19 protein-coding genes are annotated in these 18656 nt (G+C 70.1%); 16 read left to right on the top strand and 3 right to left on the bottom strand.

Features of this window, described 5'->3' with window-relative positions:
• Window positions 1–38: 38 nt before the first annotated feature.
• Entirely contained in the window at window positions 39–1853 is a 1815-nt protein-coding gene (locus tag CP983_RS22915; RefSeq protein ID WP_125527027.1) for a bifunctional metallophosphatase/5'-nucleotidase, read from the bottom strand.
• A gap of 170 nt (window positions 1854–2023) precedes the next feature.
• Here CP983_RS22915 and mshD point away from each other — a divergent pair, with 170 nt between their 5' ends.
• From mshD to pstB, 12 genes are all read left to right on the top strand, one after another.
• The gene (mshD, locus tag CP983_RS22910; protein ID WP_150501464.1) at window positions 2024–2950 is read left to right on the top strand and encodes a mycothiol synthase; all 927 of its coding nucleotides are present in this window, start codon (window positions 2024–2026) and stop codon (window positions 2948–2950) included.
• Between the two features lie 119 nt (window positions 2951–3069).
• Window positions 3070–3456 (top strand): GntR family transcriptional regulator, encoded by a 387-nt coding sequence (locus tag CP983_RS22905; protein ID WP_125527029.1) that lies wholly within the window; start codon window positions 3070–3072, stop codon window positions 3454–3456.
• On the top strand, window positions 3453–4340 hold the full coding sequence (locus tag CP983_RS22900) for an ABC transporter ATP-binding protein (RefSeq protein WP_150501462.1): 888 nt from the start codon (window positions 3453–3455) through the stop codon (window positions 4338–4340). The genes CP983_RS22905 and CP983_RS22900 overlap by 4 nt, the downstream gene beginning before the upstream one ends.
• The gene (locus CP983_RS22895) at window positions 4337–5338 is read left to right on the top strand and encodes an ABC transporter permease (RefSeq protein ID WP_150501460.1); all 1002 of its coding nucleotides are present in this window, start codon (window positions 4337–4339) and stop codon (window positions 5336–5338) included. The genes CP983_RS22900 and CP983_RS22895 overlap by 4 nt, the downstream gene beginning before the upstream one ends.
• On the top strand, window positions 5335–6252 hold the full coding sequence (locus CP983_RS22890) for a hypothetical protein (RefSeq protein ID WP_150501458.1): 918 nt from the start codon (window positions 5335–5337) through the stop codon (window positions 6250–6252). The genes CP983_RS22895 and CP983_RS22890 overlap by 4 nt, the downstream gene beginning before the upstream one ends.
• 272 nt (window positions 6253–6524) lie before the next feature.
• Complete coding sequence (locus CP983_RS22885) at window positions 6525–8762, top strand: RNA degradosome polyphosphate kinase (protein ID WP_125527033.1); 2238 nt, start codon at window positions 6525–6527, stop codon at window positions 8760–8762.
• Window positions 8743–9873 carry a CHAD domain-containing protein gene (locus tag CP983_RS22880; RefSeq protein WP_107906183.1) on the top strand — a complete coding sequence of 377 codons (1131 nt, stop codon included), beginning with the start codon at window positions 8743–8745 and terminating at the stop codon, window positions 9871–9873. The genes CP983_RS22885 and CP983_RS22880 overlap by 20 nt, the downstream gene beginning before the upstream one ends.
• A 63-nt stretch (window positions 9874–9936) precedes the next feature.
• Complete coding sequence (locus CP983_RS22875) at window positions 9937–10359, top strand: NUDIX hydrolase (RefSeq protein ID WP_229914803.1); 423 nt, start codon at window positions 9937–9939, stop codon at window positions 10357–10359.
• A 243-nt stretch (window positions 10360–10602) separates the two neighbouring features.
• The gene (pstS, locus tag CP983_RS22870) at window positions 10603–11736 is read left to right on the top strand and encodes a phosphate ABC transporter substrate-binding protein PstS (protein ID WP_107906185.1); all 1134 of its coding nucleotides are present in this window, start codon (window positions 10603–10605) and stop codon (window positions 11734–11736) included.
• Window positions 11737–11840: 104 nt separating this feature from the next.
• Window positions 11841–12839, top strand: a complete 999-nt coding sequence (pstC, locus tag CP983_RS22865; protein WP_125527036.1) for a phosphate ABC transporter permease subunit PstC — start codon at window positions 11841–11843, stop codon at window positions 12837–12839.
• Window positions 12836–13897 carry a phosphate ABC transporter permease PstA gene (gene pstA, locus CP983_RS22860; protein WP_107906186.1) on the top strand — a complete coding sequence of 354 codons (1062 nt, stop codon included), beginning with the start codon at window positions 12836–12838 and terminating at the stop codon, window positions 13895–13897. Before pstC ends, pstA begins: the two co-directional genes overlap by 4 nt.
• A 54-nt stretch (window positions 13898–13951) precedes the next feature.
• The gene (gene pstB, locus CP983_RS22855) at window positions 13952–14728 is read left to right on the top strand and encodes a phosphate ABC transporter ATP-binding protein PstB (RefSeq protein WP_107906187.1); all 777 of its coding nucleotides are present in this window, start codon (window positions 13952–13954) and stop codon (window positions 14726–14728) included.
• Window positions 14729–14875: 147 nt separating this feature from the next.
• Here the strand turns inward: pstB and CP983_RS45215 are convergent, their stop codons facing one another.
• Complete coding sequence (locus CP983_RS45215) at window positions 14876–15055, bottom strand: hypothetical protein (RefSeq protein WP_107906188.1); 180 nt, start codon at window positions 15053–15055, stop codon at window positions 14876–14878.
• A 124-nt stretch (window positions 15056–15179) separates the two neighbouring features.
• Here CP983_RS45215 and CP983_RS22845 point away from each other — a divergent pair, with 124 nt between their 5' ends.
• Entirely contained in the window at window positions 15180–16016 is an 837-nt protein-coding gene (locus tag CP983_RS22845; RefSeq protein WP_150501454.1) for an SCO4651 family lipoprotein, read from the top strand.
• A 110-nt stretch (window positions 16017–16126) separates the two neighbouring features.
• Entirely contained in the window at window positions 16127–16303 is a 177-nt protein-coding gene (locus tag CP983_RS44045; protein ID WP_163016947.1) for a hypothetical protein, read from the top strand.
• 22 nt (window positions 16304–16325) lie between these two features.
• Here the strand turns inward: CP983_RS44045 and CP983_RS22840 are convergent, their stop codons facing one another.
• Entirely contained in the window at window positions 16326–16703 is a 378-nt protein-coding gene (locus CP983_RS22840) for a metal-sensitive transcriptional regulator (RefSeq protein ID WP_150501452.1), read from the bottom strand.
• Between the two features lie 236 nt (window positions 16704–16939).
• Between CP983_RS22840 and CP983_RS22835 the strand changes: the two genes are divergently transcribed.
• Window positions 16940–17560: a DUF47 domain-containing protein gene (locus CP983_RS22835; RefSeq protein WP_030951199.1), complete on the top strand. Its 621-nt coding sequence runs from the start codon at window positions 16940–16942 to the stop codon at window positions 17558–17560.
• A gap of 7 nt (window positions 17561–17567) precedes the next feature.
• Window positions 17568–18566, top strand: coding sequence for an inorganic phosphate transporter (locus CP983_RS22830; RefSeq protein ID WP_125527040.1), 999 nt, complete (start codon window positions 17568–17570; stop codon window positions 18564–18566).
• Window positions 18567–18656 lie beyond the last annotated feature (90 nt).

Raw genomic sequence — 18656 nt, 5'->3', positions numbered from 1 at the left:
GATCTAGTTCACGCCAGGTCACAAACTTCGCTCTTGAACTACTTCACCACGGTGATCCGGTCCGCCGCCGGCGGCTGAATCGGGTTCGTCGCCGAGGAGTTGGCCGTCAGGTACTTCTCCAGCACCGTCAGGTCGTCCGTGCCGACGAGGTCGTTGGTGCCCTGGCCCAGCGTCGTGAAGCCGTCGCCGCCGCCCGCGAGGAAGTTGTTCATCGCGACGCGGTAGGTGGCAGCCGGGTCGATCGCCGCACCGTTCAGCTTGACGGAGTCCGTCACCACACGGTCCGCGCCGGACTTCGTCAGGTCCAGCGTGTAGGTGAGGCCCGAGGAGATCTGGAGGATCTTCGGGGACGCCGCGTTCGTGCCGCTGACCTGCTCCTTGAGCACCTGGATCAGCTGCGCGCCGGTGAGGTCCTGGAGGTTCAGGGTGTTGGAGAACGGCTGCACCGTGAAGCCCTCGGCGTAGGTCACCACGCCGTCGCCCTCGGCGCCCTTGGCCGCGTACGTCAGCGGTGCCCGGATGCCGCCCGGGTTCATCAGCGCGAGGTCCGTCTCCGGGTCCAGCTCCTTGCCGTACGCGAGCTGCGCGTCCGCGATCAGGTCGCCGAGCGGGGACTCGGTGCCGGTGCTGGGGATGTCGGCGGAGATGTAGCCGATCGCGCGGTTGCCGATGGGCGCCGCGAGGGTGTTCCACTTCGAGATCAGCTCGGTCATGTCGGGCGCCTTGGGGACGTCCCGGGTGACCACGCGGTTCGCGGACTTCACGGCCGTACGGGAGATGTCGCCGGTGAAGCGGTCGTACGTCAGCGTCGTGTCGGTGTAGAGCCGGCCGAAGGACGCCGCGGAGGTGACCATGCGGGGCTTGCCCGACGGGTCGGGGATCGTGCAGACGTAGGCCGCGTGCGTGTGGCCCGTCACCAGCGCGTCCACGGACGGCGTGACGTTCTTGGCGATGTCGGCGATCGGGCCGGAGATGCCGTCGCCCGCGCCCGGGGAGTCGCAGTTGTAGTTGTACGCGCCGGAGGCCGGCTGCCCGCCCTCGTGGATCAGCGCGACGATCGACTTCACGCCCTGGCGCTGGAGCACCTTGGCGTACTTGTTGATCGTCTCGACCTCGTCCTTGAACTTCAGGCCCTTGACGCCCTCGGCGGAGACGACGCCCGGAGTGTCCTCCAGGGTCACGCCGATGAAGCCGATCTTGACGTCCTTCTTCTTCCACACCCAGTACGGCGCGAGGACCGGCTTGCCGCTCTTCTCGCTGAGCACGTTGGCCGCCAGGTACGGGAAGTCGGCGCCCTTGAACTTCTTGTCCGTGTAGCAGCCGGCCGTCGGGTGGCAGCCGCCGTTCTGCAGGCGGGCCAGCTCCTTCGCGCCCTCGTCGAACTCGTGGTTGCCGACGGAGGTGACGTCCAGGTCGAGCTTGTTCAGCGCCTCGATGGTGGGCTCGTCGTGGAAGAGGCCCGAGATCAGCGGGGAGGCGCCGACCATGTCGCCGCCGGCCGCGGTGATGGAGTACTTCTGGCCCTCGCGGGCCTGGCGCAGGTGGGTGGCGAGGTACTCCACACCGCCCGCGTCGATGGTCTTCGTCGTGCCGTCCGCCTGGAGTTCGGTGACCCGGCCGGAGGAGCCGGCCGGCGGCTCCAGGTTGCCGTGCAGGTCGTTGAACGACAGCAGCTGGACGTCCTGGTAGCGGCTGAGGTGGTGACCGCCGCCGTGCTTCTGGGAGCTCTCGCCCGCCGAAGCCGTCGCGGGGAGAGCCGCGGCCAGCGCGCCCGCGGTGGCGAGCGTCGCGGCGGTCGCGACCAGAGCGTACGTACGGCGTCTGCGGTCGTGCTGGTGGGATGTGGCTGACATCCGCCCCCCTGTGAGTCGTGAATGACATGGCCCCGTCGGGCGGCAGCCTAGAGTCAACGCGCGTAGCGCGACAGGGGGTTCCGGGTTACAGCCTGGTTGCTTCTGAGGTTGCCGCCGCCCTTGATTTCCGTGCCGGGACTTTGCCCGGACCGCCCCTTACCCTCGTACGCATGACCAGCGACGACACCGCACGCCCCCTCCCCACCCGTGCCATCGAGACCTACTCCGCGCTCACCTCCGAGCAGACCGAGGCCGTACTGGAGCTGCTGGCGGAGGCCGCCCGGAACGACGGGCAGCAGGCGGTGTCCGAACAAGGCCGGCTCCAGCTGCGCGGCGGAGAGCGCGAGGGCGTCTCGCATCTGCTGCTGACCGTCGCCGGCGAACTCGTCGGCTACGCCCAGCTGGAGGACACCGACCCGGTGGAGGCCCCGGCCGCCGAGCTCGTCGTGCACCCCTCGCACCGCGGGCACGGCCACGGCCGCGCGCTCGGGGCGGCGCTGCTCGGCGCGTCCGGCAAGCGGCTGCGGGTGTGGGCCCACGGCGGCCACGCCGCCGCCCGCCATCTCTCCCAGGTCCTCGGCCTGACCCTGTTCCGCGAACTGCGCCAGATGCGCCGCCCGCTGGCCGATCTGAACCTGCCGGACCCGGTGCTCCCGGAGGGCGTCACGGTCCGCGCCTTCGTGCCCGGCCAGGACGACGCGGCCTGGCTCGCCGTGAACGCCGCCGCCTTCGCCCACCACCCCGAGCAGGGCTCCCTCGTCCAGCGCGACCTCGACGACCGCAAGGCGGAGCCGTGGTTCGACCCGGCCGGGTTCTTCCTGGCGGAACGGGGCGGTGAACTCGTCGGCTTCCACTGGACGAAGGTCCACGCGGAGGAGGGGCTCGGCGAGGTGTACGTCCTCGGGGTGCGGCCGGGCGCCCAGGGCGGCGGTCTGGGCAAGGCCCTGACGACGATCGGCCTGCGGCACCTGGCAGCCCAGGGGCTGCCCGTGGCGATGCTCTACGTGGACGCGGACAACAAGGCGGCGGTGTCGGTGTACGAGCGGCTCGGGTTCACGACGTACGAGACCGACCTGATGTACCGCACGGAGACCTGAGCCCGGAGAACCGGGGGTAAAACCCTGACATAACTCCCCTAAGGGGCGGCGATCTTGACGCCGCCCCTTTCTTTGCACCACCCTTTCACTACTCAATTAGTGAAAGGGTGGTGGAACGGATGGTCGAGTACCGCATCGACCGGCGCTCCGGCGTCGCCACCTACGTGCAGATCGTCCAGCAGACCAAACAGGCCCTGCGTCTGGGCCTGTTGGAGCCGGGCGACAAGCTGCCGACGGCCCGCGAGGTCGTCGAGGCGACCGCCATCAATCCCAACACCGTGCTCAAGGCCTACCGCGAACTGGAACGCGAGGGCCTGGTCGAGGCACGACGGGGGCTCGGCACGTTCGTGCGACGGGGACTGAACACCGCGCCGGCGGACTCGCCGTTGCGCGCCGAGCTGGACGCCTGGGCCGCACGGGCCCGCGCGGCAGGGCTGGACCGCGACGACGTGGACGCGCTCTTCACTTCCGTACTGGACACGCATTTCAAGGGGGACGAGTCATGACCGGGACCGCCATCGAGGCGGCCGCGCTGAGCAGGACGTTCGGGCGCCGGCGCAAGGCGGCGCTGGACGCGTGCGACTTCCGGCTCCCGGCGGGCAGCGTATGTGCCGTCGTCGGCCCGAACGGCGCCGGCAAGTCGACCCTGCTCTCCCTCGCCGCGGGGCTGATCCGCCCCAGCGACGGCACCCTCACCGTCCTCGGCCGGGCCCCGGCGGCGGTCCGCGAACGACTCGCGTACGTCGCCCAGGACAAGCCCCTGCACCCCCAGCTCACCGTCGCCGACACCCTGCGCTTCGGCCGTGAGCTCAACCCCGGCCGCTGGGACGCGAAGGTGGCCGAGCGGATCGTCGACGAGGGCGAACTCGAACCGGACGCCAGGATCCGCACCCTCTCCGGCGGCCAGCGCACCCGCGTCGCGCTCGCCCTCGCCCTCGGCAAGCGGCCCGAACTGCTGCTCCTGGACGAGCCGATGGCCGACCTCGACCCGCTGGCCCGGCACCAGCTGATGGCCACGCTCATGGCCGACGCCGCCGAGCACGGCACCACGGTTGTCATGTCCTCGCACGTCGTGGCGGAGCTGGACGGCTCCTGCGACCACCTCCTGCTGCTCGGCGCCGGCCGGGTCCGCCTCGCCGGCCCGCTGGACGACCTGCTCGCCGCGCACCGCCTCGTCACCGGCCGGGCCGACGCGTCCCTGGACTCCCACACGGTGATCGAGTCCCGCACGACGGGCCGTCAACTCACCGCGCTGATACGGCCCGAGGGCCCGCTCGATTCCGGCTGGCAGGCCACCGCCCCGACCCTGGAGGAGCTGGTCCTGGCCCATCTGCGCGCCCCGCAGGCCCCGGTCCTGCGCCTCGACGACGTGCGGGAGGCCGCCGTATGACCGCCGTGACGACCATCGAGACGTCCACCGTCGCCACGTCCTCCCGGGGGCCGCGCGGACTGCTCTGGACGATGCTGCGGGTGCACCGCTCGGCGCTGTGGTTCTGGGTGCTGCTGGTGGCCTTCGGCGCGGGAGCGCTGCTGTGGGCCCACGGTCCGGCGGCGGACGCCGCCTGGGCCGAGTTCCGGCGGATGGGATGCGACTCCGGGCAGCCGGTCCTGGGCTGCGACGACATCGGTCCCGCCTACAACCGGTACGGCACCTTCAGCACCCTCGGCGCCGGGGTGCTCGGCCTCGCGCCCTTCCTCGCCGCGGCCTGGGCGGGTGCGGCGCTGATCGGGCGCGAGCTGGAGAGCGGCACGGCACAACTGGCGTGGACGCAGTCCGTCACCCCGGCCCGCTGGCTGGCCGCCAAGCTCGCCGTGCCGGCCGCCCTGCTCGCCACCGGCACCCTCACGCTCACGCTGCTGCACCGCATGCTGTGGTCCACGGACGGACAGCTGCGACTGGCGATGGGCTCGCAGGACTGGTACGAGGGCAGCACGTTCCAGGCCAACGGCACCCTCGCCACGGCGTACGCCCTGCTCGGCCTCGCCGTCGGTGTCCTCGCGGGCCTGCTCCAGCGCCGGGCGCTGCCCGCACTGGGCACGGCGGTCGTGGGCCTGGCGCTGATCGCGACCTCGATCGGCACACTGCGCCCGTATCTGTGGCCGGTCGAGACGCTGACCGCCAAGGACGGCTACCCGGAGTACATCGGCATGGTCCTCGGCGATGGCGCGCTCACCTCCACCGGCGCCCGGGTGTCGGACCCCATGTGCATCGACGACGCCAAGTGTCTGGCCGAGCACGACATCGTCGGCTTCTACCGCGACTACCACCCCTCCTCCCACTTCTGGCCCCTCCAGCTGATGGAGACGGGCATCGTCCTCGCAGCGACGGGGCTGGCGGTGCTGATCGCGTTCCGGCTGGTGAAGCGGCGTACGGGGGCCGCCGTATGACCGCGACGCTCACCGCTCCGGCCGCCCCTGCCACCCGCGGCCCGCGCGGCCTGGTCTGGGCCCTCCTCCAGGTGCACCGCATGGCGTTCGCCTTCTGGGCGGTCGCCCTGATCGGCGCCACGGCCGGACTGATCTGGATGTACGGCATCGGCGACACGGCCCGCGAGGGCAACGTCCCGTGCACGACGCCGGCCCGCGCCGGCTATCCCGCCTGCGCGTCCATCGACGCGATCACCGTGGACGACGTCTACCGCAGCGGGATCGGCCTGATCGCCACCGTCCTGACGTACGGGGTCCTCCTCGTGGCCCCCTGGGCCGGCGGCGCGCTCATCGGGCGCGAGCTGGAGAGCGGAACCGCCCGGCTCGCCTGGACCCAGTCGGTCTCCCCGGCCCGCTGGCTGGCCGCCAAGCTCGCCGTTCCTGCCGTGCTGCTCGCCGCGGGCACCGGCGTGATCGTCCTGCTGAACGACTGGGCGCGCGGGGACGACGCCCCCGACCTGGTCGGGGACTGGTACAACGCGGACGCGTTCGTCGGCACCGGCCCGACGGCCGTGGCGTACGTCCTGGCCGGCCTCGCCCTCGGCGCGCTCGCCGGAATGCTGCTGGGCCGGGCCCTGCCCGCCGCCGGGGCGGGCTTCGCGGCGGCGCTCGTCCTGTGCGGTGTGCTGGAGACCTTCCGGGAGCACCTGTGGCCGACGGTCACCCGCAGCGGAGTCGAACCCAGTGCCGAGCTGCCCCGCTCGGCCTGGGCGCTCCGCTGGACCACGGAGAAGGGCTCCCCCACCGACAGCGTCACGTTCCACCCCCGGTCCCACTTCTGGCCCCTCCAGCTCGTCGAGACCGGCATCCTCCTCGCCATCGCGGCCACCGCGACCCTCGCCGCCTTCTGGCTGCTGCGCCGCCGCACCCCGTAGATTCCGCCGCACGTCCCTCCACGGGGGGAGGGACGTGCGGTCCGGGCAGGTGGACGCCCGGGGGCCGCCCCCCGCTATCCCACACGCCATGTCTCCGTAACCATTGGTTCAGACGGACTTGCGACGCTGCGCCAATGACCGCCGCCGTGCCAGAGCCTTCGCTTCCCGCACAGGGGAGCGCGAGGAACGGGGACGCACGACGCCTCCCCGCGACGCTCCCGCCCGCGCTTTCCGACGCGCCCATTGGGCTCGATGCGCGGAACAATGGGCATATGAGCCAGTCCTCCAACGCCCAGGCCAAGGTCCAGCACGCGCAGCCCTCCGTGGGTTCCATAGCTGCGCACCGCCCGCACACGGTCACCTCGGCGGTCGTCTCCGATCTGGAACCCGACATCGACGCCGATCTCGATGCCTACGAGGTCACCGAGATCGAAGGTGTCCAGCTGCCCCAGGGCCGGTTCCTGGACCGGGAGCGCAGCTGGCTCGCGTTCAACGAGCGCGTGCTCGAACTCGCCGAGGACCCGAACACCCCGCTCCTGGAGCGGGCCAACTTCCTGGCGATCTTCGCCAGCAACCTGGACGAGTTCTTCATGGTCCGCGTGGCCGGACTGAAGCGCCGTATCGCCACCGGTGTCGCCACCCGGTCCGCGTCCGGCCTCCAGCCCCGCGAGGTCCTGGAGATGATCTGGGCCCGCTCGCGCGAGCTGATGGCCCGGCACGCCGCGTGCTACCACGAGGACGTCGCCCCCGCGCTCGCCGAGGAGAGCATCCACCTCGTCCGCTGGAACGAGCTGACGGAGAAGGAGCAGGCCCGCCTCTTCACGCTGTTCCGGCACCAGATCTTCCCGGTGCTGACGCCGCTGGCCGTCGACCCGGCGCACCCGTTCCCGTACATCTCCGGCCTGTCGCTGAACCTGGCCGTGCGCGTACGGAACCCCGTCACCGGCACGCCGCACTTCGCCCGCGTGAAGGTGCCGCCGCTGCTCTCCCGCTTCCTGGAGGCCTCCCCCGGCCGGTTCGTCCCGCTGGAGGACGTGATCGCCGCGCACCTGGAGGAGCTCTTCCCGGGCATGGAGGTGCTGGAGCACCACGCCTTCCGGGTCACCCGCAACGAGGACCTGGAGGTGGAGGAGGACGACGCCGAGAACCTCCTCCAGGCCCTGGAGAAGGAGCTCATGCGGCGCCGCTTCGGCCCGCCGGTGCGCCTGGAGGTCGAGGAGAACATCAACCAGGAGGTCCTGGACCTGCTGGTGCGCGAGCTGAAGATCAGCGAGGCCGAGGTCTACCCGCTGACCGGCCCCCTGGACCTCACGGGCCTCTTCCGCATCGCCTCCATCGACCGGCCCGAGCTGAAGTACCCGAAGTTCGTCGCGGGCACCCATCGCGATCTCGCCGAGGTCGAGTCGGCGTCCGCGCCGGACATCTTCGCGGCGCTGCGCAACCGGGACGTGCTGCTGCACCACCCCTACGACTCGTTCTCCACGTCCGTGCAGGCGTTCCTGGAGCAGGCCGCCGACGACCCGGACGTCCTCGCGATCAAGCAGACCCTGTACCGGACCTCCGGCGACTCCCCCATAGTCAACGCGCTCATCGACGCCGCCGAGGCCGGCAAGCAGGTCCTGGTGCTGGTCGAGATCAAGGCCCGCTTCGACGAGCACGCCAACATCAAGTGGGCGCGCAAGCTGGAGGAGGCCGGCTGCCATGTCGTCTACGGCCTCGTCGGCCTGAAGACGCACTGCAAGCTGTCGCTGGTGGTCCGCCAGGAGGGCGAGACGCTGCGGCGCTACAGCCACGTCGGCACCGGCAACTACCACCCGAAGACGGCACGGCTGTACGAGGACCTGGGCCTGCTGACCGCCGACCCGCAGGTGGGCGCGGACCTGTCCGACCTGTTCAACCGGCTGTCCGGCTACTCGCGGCGGGAGACCTACCGGCGGCTGCTGGTCGCCCCGAAGTCCCTGCGCGACGGCCTGATCGCGCGGATCAACAAGGAGGTCCAGCACCACCGTGCCGGGCGTCCCGCCTACGTCCGCATCAAGGTCAACTCCATCGTCGACGAGGCGCTCATCGACGCCTGCTACGCCGCGTCCCAGGCGGGCGTGCCGGTCGACATCTGGGTCCGCGGAATCTGCGCGATCCGCCCGGGCGTGGCCGGACTGTCGGAGAACATCCGTGTCCGCTCCGTCCTCGGCCGCTTCCTCGAACACTCCCGGGTCTTCGGCTTCGGCAACGGCGGCGAACCCGAGGTGTGGATAGGCAGCGCCGACATGATGCACCGCAACCTCGACCGCCGTATCGAGGCCCTGGTCAGGGTCACCGACCCGGCCCACCGTGCCGCACTGAACCGGCTCCTGGAGACCGGTATGTCCGACACCACCGCGTCCTGGCACCTGGGGCCGGACGGCGAGTGGACCAGGCACGCGACGGACGCGGAGGGCCAGCCCCTGCGCAACGTCCAGGAGATGCTCATAGACGCCCGGAGGCGCCGGCGTGGCACAGCAACACCTTGATCCGACGGACCCCATGGCCGAATCTGCGTGCGGGGACGCCCTCGCCGGCTACCTGCGCGCCCAGGCCACGGAGTTCCTGCGAGCCCTGCGCCTGCACCGGGAGACCGGCGGCGACGGAGGTGCCCCGGCTCGCACCAAGGCGCGCGCCGGGGACAACGGCTCGCAGGAGTCCGTCGACGCGGCACGGGCGCTGCGGCGCTCGGCCCGCCGTATCAGCGCCAGCCTGCACACGTTCCGCCCGCTGCTGGACACCGACTGGTCGGAGGCCATCCGCCCCGAACTGGCCTGGCTGTCCGGCACGCTGGCGATGGAGCACGCCTACGCGGCCCGCCTGGAGCGCCTGCTGCTGGCACTGCACCGGCTGTCGGGGGCGGCGGTACTGCCGGCACAGACGGGCGTGCCCGGCGACTCGGCCGACGGGTCCGCGGACAGCCGTACCGCCGGCGACACCGGTCCCCCCGCCCACCCGGCGGCCACCGTGGAGCGCGGCAACCTCACGGTGGGCGCCGCCAAAGCGGGCGCCCTCCTCGAACGCCAGCTGACCCTCGCCCGGACCCGCGCCCACTCCAGCGCCCTCCAGGCCCTCGGCTCCTCCCGCTTCCACGCCGTCGCCGACAACATCGCCGTACTGGCCAGCGAGGTCCCGCTCACCCCGGCCGCGGCCACCGCCGACCTGCGCCCCCTCGCGGGCGCGGCCGAGGAGCGGCTCACCGACGCGGTGGCGGCGCTGCCGCTGGTGACCGCGGGCAACCCGTACAACGCCGAGGCCCTGATCCACGGCCTCTCCCCCGACCCGGCGCCGCATCCGCAGGACGCGCCCTGGCACCAGGTCCGCCTCCTGCTGCGCCTGCACCGCTACGCCCGTGAGGTCCTGCACGGCGACTCGGCGCCGGTGGACGTACGGCTGCTGGCGGCCGGCCAGGCCCTGAACCGGCACCGTGACGCCTCCGAGGCGGCGGCCGCCGCGGCCCAGGCCGCCCGCACCCCGCGCATCGCCCCCGCCACGGCGTACGCCCTCGGCGTGCTGCACGCCGACCAGCGGCACGAGGTGGAGGCGGCGCGGTTCGCGTTCCAGCAGTCCTGGCAGATGCAGACCGTGGGCACGCCTTAGCGCCCCTGAGGCATGCCCTGGGAACCCCTGAACCACAGGCAATCCCGAAGGAGGCGACCCCCGGTGACTTCCGCTGACGACCTCACCGTCCAAGCGGCCGGCTGTGTCCTGTGGCGCCGTTCGCCGGTAGGAGGTGAGCTGGAGATATGCCTGGTCCACCGACCGAAGTACGACGACTGGTCGCACCCGAAGGGCAAGTTGAAACGCGGCGAGGACCCCCTCGTGGGCGCGCTGCGCGAGGTGCTGGAGGAGACGGGGCACTCCGCCGAGCCCGGTGCCGAGCTGCCGACGATGCGATATCCGGCCAACGGCCGGCCCAAGGAGGTCCGCTACTGGGCGGCCGAGGCGGGCCCCGGCGCCTTCGCGCCCAACGCCGAGGTGGACCGTCTGCTGTGGCTCTCGCCCACGGCCGCCCGTGCCCGCCTGACCCAACCGAGGGACCGGTCCCTGGTGGACGCCCTGCTGGAATCGCTGCGGCTGGCATAGTCCCGTTCAACCCCGACAAAGTCTCGGAATACACCCGTGTCCTCAACGTAAGCGTTCCGTTACCTCACCCAGCCGTCCCCAGGGGTTCACCCCTCGTTCATTTATGCCCTTCGGCGCCTTCACCTGTTCTGCCTAATTTCGGCCGTGCACGATGACGGCCGCACTCGGAAGACGCGTCCGCATCGCCCATTCTTCGCACGCCGCCGAATTCAGGACGGCGGCTCCTGGAAGGAACTCCCTCAAGTGAAGCTTCAGCGCAAGAACCGGCGCGTCCTCGCTCTCGGCGCTCTCGCCGTCTCCGGCGCCCTGGCCCTCACGGCGTGCGGCTCCGACGACACCGGCAACAGCAGCGGCAGCGGCGACTCGTCCGCGAGCGCCGCGGCCGGCAACATCAAGTGCGACGACGCCAAGGGCCAGCTGCTGGCCGACGGCTCGTCCGCGCAGAAGAACGCGATCGACGCCTGGGTCAAGCAGTTCTCCGCCGCCTGCCAGGGCGTCCAGATCAACTACAAGGGCGGCGGCTCCGGCGCCGGTGTCACCGCGTTCAACCAGGGCACGGTCGCCTTCGCCGGTTCGGACTCCGCGCTGAAGCCCGAAGAGGTCGCCGAGTCCAAGAAGACCGCGTGCACCGACGGCGGCCAGGGCATCGACCTCCCGATGGTCGGCGGCGCCATCGCCCTCGCCTACAACGTCGACGGTGTCGACAACCTCGTCCTGGACGCGCCGACGATCGCCAAGATCTTCAGCGGCAAGATCAAGACCTGGGACGACGCGGCGATCAAGAAGCTGAACCCCGACGCGAAGCTGCCCAGCACCAAGATCCAGGCGTTCCACCGCTCGGACGAGTCCGGCACCACGGACAACTTCACCAAGTACCTGACGGCCGCCACCCCGGACAACTGGAAGTTCGAGGGCGGCAAGGCGTGGACCGCTCCGGGCGGCCAGGCCGCGTCCGGCTCCTCCGGTGTCGCCCAGGCGGTCAAGCAGACCTCCGGCGCCATCAGCTACATGGAGGAGTCCTACGCCAAGGACCTGACCTCGGTCGCCATCGCCACGGGCGCCTCCGAGCCGGTCAAGCCCTCCTCCGAGACCGCCACGGCCGCCATCGCGGACGCCAAGGTCGTCGGCACCGGCAAGGACCTCTCGCTCGAGATCAACTACACCACCAAGGCCGACGGCGCCTACCCGATCACCCTGGTGACGTACGAGATCGTCTGCGACAAGGGCAACAAGGCCGAGACGCTGCCGTCCGTCAAGGCGTTCCTGACCTACATCGCCAGCGAGGAGGGCCAGGGCATTCTCGCCGAGAACTCCTACGCCCCGATCCCCGCCGACATCATCTCCAAGGTCCGCACCACGGTTGCGGCCCTGAGCTGATCTGAGTGTGCGGCCCGGTCCCACCAAGGGCCGGGCCGCACCGTCCGGTGCACCGCCGCCATGGAGCCGTACGTCGAGTACGACTCCGCAGACCGGAGAACCCGATGGACATAACGACACAAGACGCACCTCCCCCCGCGCCCCCGACCGATGGCGAGCGCAAGCGCGCCGCCCGCGGTGCCACCCGCCCCGGAGACCGGGTCTTCCTCGGTCTCGCCCGAGGGTCGGGCATCTTCCTGCTTGTGGTCATGGCCGCGATCGCGGCCTTCCTCACCTGGCGCGCCGTCATCGCCATCAGCGACGACGACGGCAACTTCCTCACGACCTTCGAGTGGAACACCGGCACGAATCCGCCGGTCTTCGGCATCGCGGTCCTGGCCTACGGCACGATCATCTCCTCGATCATCGCCATGGCCATCGCCGTCCCGATCGCCGTCGCCATCGCGCTGTTCATCACCCACTACGCCCCGCGCAAGCTGGGCGGAGTGATCGCGTACGTGATCGACCTGCTCGCCGCCGTGCCGTCCATCGTGTACGGCCTCTGGGGCGCCCTGATCCTCGTACCCCACATGAACGGCCTCTTCAGCTGGCTGAACGACTACTTCAGCTGGACCGGCATCTTCTCCTGGGACGAAGGCCCGGCGCGCTCGATGCTCACCGTCGGGATCCTGCTCGCGATCATGATCCTGCCGATCATCACGAACGTCAGCCGTGAGGTCTTCAACCAGGTCCCGCAGATGCACGAGGAAGCGGCCCTGGCCCTCGGCGCCACGCGCTGGGAGGTCATCCGCATGGCGGTGCTGCCCTTCGGCCGCTCCGGCGTGATCTCCGCCTCGATGCTCGGTCTCGGCCGCGCGCTCGGCGAAACGATGGCCGTCGCCACCGTGCTCTCCCCGGACTTCCTGATCCACCTCAGCCTGCTGAACGGCGGCGGCGGCACCTTCGCCCAGAACATCGCCGCCAAGTTCCCCGAGGCGGACGAGTTCGGCCGTGACGCGCTGATCGCCTCCGGCCTCGTCCTGTTCGTCATCACCCTGCTTGTCAACGGCGCGGCCCGCATGATCATCGCCCGTCGCAAGGAGTACTCGGGGGCCAACGCATGAGCCACGCAGCCGTCACCGCCAAGCGCCCCAACTCCCTTCAGGGCGGCCAACTGCCGAAGTGGGCCCCGCTCGCGATCGCGGCGGGTTCGCTCGCCGTCTCCGTCGGCCTCTGCCTGGCCACCGGGATCGAAAGCAAGATCCAGTGGGGTCTGATCGCCGCGATCCTCTACATCGTCGGTACGTACGTCATCTCGGCGCGCGTCGAGAACCGCCGCCAGGCCAAGGACCGCATCGCGACCTCGCTGGTCTGGGTCGCCTTCCTGCTCGCCGTGGTGCCGCTCGCGTCGCTGATCTGGGCGACCGTCGTACGCGGCATCAAGGTCCTCGACGGATACTTCCTGAGCCACTCGATGGGCGTCGTCGGCAACTCCGAGCCGGGCGGCGGCGTCTACGCCGCCATCATCGGCACCCTGGAGCAGGTCGGCATCGCCACCCTGATCGCCGCGCCGATCGGTGTCCTCACCGCGATCTACCTGGTGGAGTACGGGCGCGGTGCGCTCGCCCGTGCCGTCACCTTCTTCGTCGACGTGATGACCGGTATCCCGTCGATCGTCGCCGGTCTGTTCATCCTCAGCATCCTGCTCGCCTTCAACCTGAACTTCTCCGGCTTCGCCGGCGCGCTCGCGCTGACGATCCTGATGCTGCCGATCGTGGTGCGCTCCACGGAGGAGATGCTCAAGCTCGTCCCGAACGAGCTGCGTGAGGCGTCGCTGGCCCTGGGCGTGCCGAAGTGGCGCACGATCCTGAAGGTGGTCCTGCCGACCGCGATCGGCGGCATCACCACCGGCATCATGCTGGCGGTGGCCCGTATCGCCGGTGAGACCGCGCCCGTGCTGCTGGTGGTGTTCGGCAACCCGTTCATCAACAACAACCCCTTCGAGGGGCCGCAGGCGTCACTGCCGCTGTACATCTACCAGCAGTACTCGCTGAGCGCCGGTTCGGACGCGGGCATCGACCGCGCCTGGGCCGCGGCCCTCACCCTGATCGTCTTCGTGATGATCCTGAACCTGGCGGCCCGGGCTCTCGCCCGCTGGAAGGCCCCCAAGACCGGTCGCTGACGCGGCCAAGTGTGAACAGTCAGCGACTCGGATTCGAAAGAAGCAGTGATACCCATGGCCAAGCGAATTGACGTCAGCGGCCTGCACGCCTACTACGGCTCGTTCCGTGCCATCGAGGACATCTCGATGACCGTCGAGCCCCGCTCCGTGACGGCCTTCATCGGCCCGTCCGGCTGCGGCAAGTCCACCTTCCTGCGCACCCTCAACCGCATGCACGAGGTCACCCCCGGCGGCCGGGTCGAGGGCAAGGTCATGCTCGACGACGAGAACCTGTACGGCGCCGGGGTCGACCCGGTCACCGTGCGCCGCGAGGTGGGCATGGTCTTCCAGCGCCCCAACCCGTTCCCGACGATGTCGGTGTACGACAACGTGGCGGCCGGCCTCAGGCTGAACGGCTCGTACAAGAAGTCCCAGCTCGACGACATCGTGGAGAAGTCCCTCAAGGGCGCCAACCTCTGGAACGAGGTGAAGGACCGCCTGAACAAGCCGGGCTCCGGCCTCTCCGGCGGTCAGCAGCAGCGTCTGTGCATCGCCCGCGCCATCGCGGTCGAACCCAAGGTCCTGCTGATGGACGAGCCCTGCTCGGCCCTCGACCCGATCTCGACGCTCGCGATCGAGGACCTGATCGGTGAGCTGAAGGAGCGCTTCACGATCGTCATCGTGACGCACAACATGCAGCAGGCGGCCCGTGTCTCGGACCGCACCGCCTTCTTCAACCTCTCCGCCGTCGGCCAGCCCGGCAAGCTGATCGAGATCGACGACACCGAGCGCATCTTCTCCAACCCGTCGGTCCAGGCCACGGAGGACTACATCTCCGGCCGCTTCGGCTGATCCCACCGCCTTCGGGCGACACGAACCCCTCGCGGTGCTGCATGGCGGTGCCACCGCGAGGCAGATAAAGGGCCCGCCCCCCGGCTCCCGGGGGGCGGGCCCGCATCTGTGTTCGGACGGGTACGCCTACCGGGACCGTACGGCGCCTCAGCCCCGCAGGTGCTCCGTCGCGTCCGTCCTCGCCAGGCTCCGCGCGCGTCTCGCCGGACCCCGCCAGCCGCAGGTGCAGTGCGCCGCACAGAAGGGGCCCTTCTCCACCATCGACGTGCGGTGATCGGAGAGGTTGCCCTGTACGGAAGGGGAGTTCGGTCCGTCCTGCTGCGCCACAAGGACAACGTTACCCAGGGCAAGTAAGCCCACGCCTCCCGCGTGCGTGACGGGGGCACCTACTCGTCGTTAACCGGAACGAAGGGGGCCCGTGACGGACGTACCGGCTGGGGGTAGGCAGGCGATGACGGAGCGGCAGCAGCACAGAAGACATGGGGCGGGCGTTGCGGCTGGGGTCTTGTGCGTCTGCCTCGCCGGCAGCGGGTGCGCACAGACCGGGGTCGCCGCCGAGGACGCTCACGGCGAGGGCGCGGTCCAGATCGTGCGGGGCGCCGCCGACACCCTGGCCGGGACCCGCAGCTCAAAGACCCGTACGTCGATGGAGATGGCCACCGGCGGCACCCGCGTCACCATCCGCGGTGAGGGCGTGTACGACTTCCGCAGGCAGGTCGGCCGGCTGAAGGTCCTGCTCCCGCAGGACCCCGCGGGCGCCACCGCGCACCGGCCGATCACGGAGCTCCTCGCGCCCGGGGCCCTGTTCATGAAGAACCGCGGCGCCGGCGTGCCCGCCGACAAGTGGGTGCGCGTCGACACCCGGTCCCTCACCGACGGCAACCTCGTCACCGGCGGGGCCACCGACCCGTTCGCCGCCGCGGAGGTGCTGCGCGGGGCCCGGACGGCGAAGTTTGTGGGCGACGAGGAGGTCGCCGGCACGCCGGTGCGGCACTACCGGGGCACCGCCGACCTGGGCATCGCCGCGCGAAAGGCGTCCGACGGGAACGGCGAGGCGCTGGCCGCGGCAGCGAAAGGGTTCGCCACGGACCAGGTTCCGTTCGACGTCTTCCTCGACGACGACGGACGGATCCGCAAGGTCAGACACCGCTTCAGCTTCGTCAACGGCCGGCAGCAGGACGCCGTCGCCGTCGCCTCGACCACCCTGCTGTACGACTTCGGGGCCCCCGTCGACGTACGGTTGCCCGACCGCGACGACATCTACGCGGGCAAGATCGCCGAGCAGTGAGCGTCGGTGCCTCCGCGCGTGACGGACGTCAAGAACTAGCCCGTCCGTGCCATGCGCGGTGCGTAGGCCGCTCCCTACTCTAGGAAGTCGGTAACGGCAGAGAAGAGGTGATGCACGTGGCTCCGGTCGGCGGTACGGCAGTTCAGGACCACGTGGCCCTCGCCGAGATCGAGCTGTGCGGAGAGCTGATCATCGCGGCCTCGGCCGCCCGGGAGGACCGGCTCAGTCTGGAAAGCATCGACGAGGTGCTGCGGGTCGCGGAGGAACGGGACCCCTCGGGCGAGTGAGCCGTCCCTCACATTCGCGGGGTCAGGTCCGCAGGAGCCGGCCGATCGCCTTCGTGGCCTCCTCCACCTTCGCGTCGATCTCCGCACCGCCCTTGACGGCCGCGTCGGCGACGCAGTGGCGCAGATGCTCCTCCAGCAGCTGGAGGGCGAAGGACTGCAGGGCCTTGGTCGAGGCGGACACCTGCGTGAGTATGTCGATGCAGTAGACGTCCTCGTCGACCATGCGCTGCAGGCCCCGGATCTGGCCCTCGATACGGCGCAGTCGCTTGAGGTGCTCGTCCTTCTGCTTGTGGTAGCCGTGGATGCCCCGGTCGCGGTCAGTCACGACCTCGGCGGCGGCTGGTTCCACGCCCCGGTCTGCGGCGGAGGTCGTGCCGGCGCCGGCCTCGGTGGTCGTCATCGCGTCCTCCAGACGTAAACCGCTTCTATACCCCTACTGGGTATATCGTACCGAACTTTGCTGGGTATAGGGCCTGTGGCCGATGCCGCGGAACGGCCGTTGGACTGGACCACTGGGCAGCCCCCGTGCCGACCACTGTGCCTCATGGGCGACACTGGAGGACGGCCCATTAGCCGTGGCCGGATGATGCACTTAGCATCAGCCTGACCGAAACCGATCCTTCTTGAGGACCCCACGTGCGATTTCGTCTGACCCCCCGGGAGACGAGCTTCTACGACATGTTCGCCGCATCCGCGGACAACATCGTCACGGGCTCGAAGCTCCTGATGGAACTGCTCGGGGCGGACACCGCCGGCCGGGCCGAGATCGCAGAGCGTATGCGGGCCGCGGAACACGCAGGTGACGACGCCACACACGCGATCTTCCACCAGCTGAACTCCTCGTTCATCACGCCGTTCGACCGCGAGGACATCTACAACCTCGCGTCGTGCCTCGACGACATCATGGACTTCATGGAGGAGGCCGTCGACCTGGTCGTCCTCTACAACGTCGAGGAACTCCCCAAGGGCGTCGAGCAGCAGATCGAGGTGCTCGCGCGGGCGGCCGACCTGACGGCCGAGGCGATGCCGAACCTGCGCACGATGGACAACCTCACCGAGTACTGGATCGAGGTCAACCGTCTCGAGAACCAGGCCGACCAGATACATCGCAAGCTTCTCGCCCACCTCTTCAACGGCAAGTACGACGCGATCGAGGTGCTGAAGCTCAAGCAGATCGTGGATGTGCTCGAGGAAGCGGCGGACGCCTTCGAGCACGTGGCGAACACGGTGGAGACCATCGCCGTCAAGGAGTCCTGAACCGTTAATGGACACCTTCGCCCTGGTCGTGACCATCGCGGTCGCGCTCTTCTTCACGTACACCAACGGCTTCCACGATTCGGCGAACGCGATCGCCACGTCCGTGTCGACCCGGGCCCTGACCCCGCGTGCGGCGCTGGCGATGGCCGCGGTGATGAACCTCGCGGGTGCCTTCCTCGGCTCCGGCGTCGCCAAGACGGTCAGTGAGGGCCTGATCCAGACACCCGAGGGCTCGAAGGGGATGGGCATCCTCTTCGCGGCCCTGGTGGGTGCGATCACCTGGAACCTCGTCACCTGGTACTTCGGCCTGCCGTCCTCCTCCTCCCACGCCCTCTTCGGCGGCATGGTGGGCGCGGCGCTGGCCGGCGGCACGACGGTGTACTGGAGCGGCGTCCTGGAAAAGGTCGTCATCCCGATGTTCGTGTCCCCGGTCGTCGGCCTGATCGCGGGCTATCTGGTCATGACGGCGATCATGTGGATCTTCCGCCGCTCCAACCCGCACAAGGCCAAGCGCGGTTTCCGGATAGCCCAGACGGTCTCGGCCGCCGGTATGGCCCTCGGCCACGGCCTCCAGGACGCGCAGAAGACCATGGGCATCGTGGTGATGGCCCTGGTCATCGCCGACGTCGAGGACTACGGCGACCCGATCCCGGTCTGGGTGAAGATCGTCTGCGCCGTCATGCTCTCCCTCGGCACGTACGCCGGCGGCTGGCGCATCATGCGCACCCTCGGCCGCAAGATCATCGAACTGGACCCGCCGCAGGGCTTCGCCGCCGAGACGACCGGCGCGTCGATCATGTTCACCACGGCGTTCCTCTTCAAGGCCCCCATCTCCACGACCCACGTGATCACCTCGGCGATCATGGGCGTCGGCGCAACGAAGCGCGTGAACGCGGTCCGCTGGGGAGTGGCCAAGAACATCGTCCTCGGCTGGTTCATCACGATGCCGGCAGCGGCACTGGTGGCGGCGGGGGCATTCGGGGTTGTGAATCTGGCGTTTCTGTAGGGGGCGCCGGGGGCTGTGCCGAGGGGCCGGGCCGTGGCCACGGGAACCGGGGCTGTGCCCAGAAGGCCAGGACCGTGACCCAGGGAGCCG

Origin of the sequence: Streptomyces chartreusis (genome assembly GCF_008704715.1) — a bacterium.
GTDB lineage: Bacteria > Actinomycetota > Actinomycetes > Streptomycetales > Streptomycetaceae > Streptomyces > Streptomyces chartreusis.
The sequence above is the reverse complement of the archived record's forward strand: the minus strand, read 5'-3'. Positions and strand labels throughout refer to the sequence as shown.

What these genes read in the sequence shown, in the direction of transcription:
- CP983_RS22915 (WP_125527027.1), bottom strand. Translation starts at nt 1,853, where the DNA reads ATGTCAGCCACATCCCACCAGCACGACCGCAGACGCCGTACGTACGCT.
- mshD (WP_150501464.1), top strand. Translation starts at nt 2,024, where the DNA reads ATGACCAGCGACGACACCGCACGCCCCCTCCCCACCCGTGCCATCGAG.
- CP983_RS22905 (WP_125527029.1), top strand. Translation starts at nt 3,070, where the DNA reads ATGGTCGAGTACCGCATCGACCGGCGCTCCGGCGTCGCCACCTACGTG.
- CP983_RS22900 (WP_150501462.1), top strand. Translation starts at nt 3,453, where the DNA reads ATGACCGGGACCGCCATCGAGGCGGCCGCGCTGAGCAGGACGTTCGGG.
- CP983_RS22895 (WP_150501460.1), top strand. Translation starts at nt 4,337, where the DNA reads ATGACCGCCGTGACGACCATCGAGACGTCCACCGTCGCCACGTCCTCC.
- CP983_RS22890 (WP_150501458.1), top strand. Translation starts at nt 5,335, where the DNA reads ATGACCGCGACGCTCACCGCTCCGGCCGCCCCTGCCACCCGCGGCCCG.
- CP983_RS22885 (WP_125527033.1), top strand. Translation starts at nt 6,525, where the DNA reads ATGAGCCAGTCCTCCAACGCCCAGGCCAAGGTCCAGCACGCGCAGCCC.
- pstC (WP_125527036.1), top strand. Translation starts at nt 11,841, where the DNA reads ATGGACATAACGACACAAGACGCACCTCCCCCCGCGCCCCCGACCGAT.
- pstA (WP_107906186.1), top strand. Translation starts at nt 12,836, where the DNA reads ATGAGCCACGCAGCCGTCACCGCCAAGCGCCCCAACTCCCTTCAGGGC.
- pstB (WP_107906187.1), top strand. Translation starts at nt 13,952, where the DNA reads ATGGCCAAGCGAATTGACGTCAGCGGCCTGCACGCCTACTACGGCTCG.
- CP983_RS22845 (WP_150501454.1), top strand. Translation starts at nt 15,180, where the DNA reads ATGACGGAGCGGCAGCAGCACAGAAGACATGGGGCGGGCGTTGCGGCT.
- CP983_RS44045 (WP_163016947.1), top strand. Translation starts at nt 16,127, where the DNA reads ATGCACGTGGCTCCGGTCGGCGGTACGGCAGTTCAGGACCACGTGGCC.
- CP983_RS22840 (WP_150501452.1), bottom strand. Translation starts at nt 16,703, where the DNA reads ATGACGACCACCGAGGCCGGCGCCGGCACGACCTCCGCCGCAGACCGG.
- CP983_RS22830 (WP_125527040.1), top strand. Translation starts at nt 17,568, where the DNA reads ATGGACACCTTCGCCCTGGTCGTGACCATCGCGGTCGCGCTCTTCTTC.